We start from the raw sequence: 259 nt of genomic DNA, 5'->3' as shown, positions 1-259 counted from the left end.
GCTGTCGGCGGGGCGGCGGCGCGGGTGGACCGTGTTCGACAGCAGGACGAGGAAGGTGTCCGTCTTCGGGTCGAGGACGAGGGACGTCCCGGTGAAGCCGCAGTGGCCCGCCGCGCCGTGGCCGGCCAGCTCGCCCATGAACCAGGGCTGGTCGACCCGGAAGCCGAGCCCCGGCGCCGCCAGCATCAGGTCGACGAAGTCGGGGCCGAGGATGCGGGCGGTGCCGTACGAGCCGCCGTTCAGGAGGGTGCGGCACAGC

The 259-nt window shown here is 74.1% G+C and carries 1 protein-coding gene; it reads right to left on the bottom strand.

Features of this window, described 5'->3' with window-relative positions; all coding sequences use genetic code 11:
* A partial coding sequence (locus tag G3I40_RS36270; RefSeq protein WP_164559079.1) for a serine hydrolase occupies positions 1-259 on the bottom strand: 259 nt, incomplete at both ends.

The organism is Streptomyces sp. SID14478 (assembly GCF_010548525.1).
In the GTDB taxonomy this organism is placed as follows: Bacteria; Actinomycetota; Actinomycetes; order Streptomycetales; family Streptomycetaceae; genus Streptomyces.
Note: the sequence above shows the minus strand (reverse complement) of the source record. Positions and strands in the feature narration are given on the sequence as shown.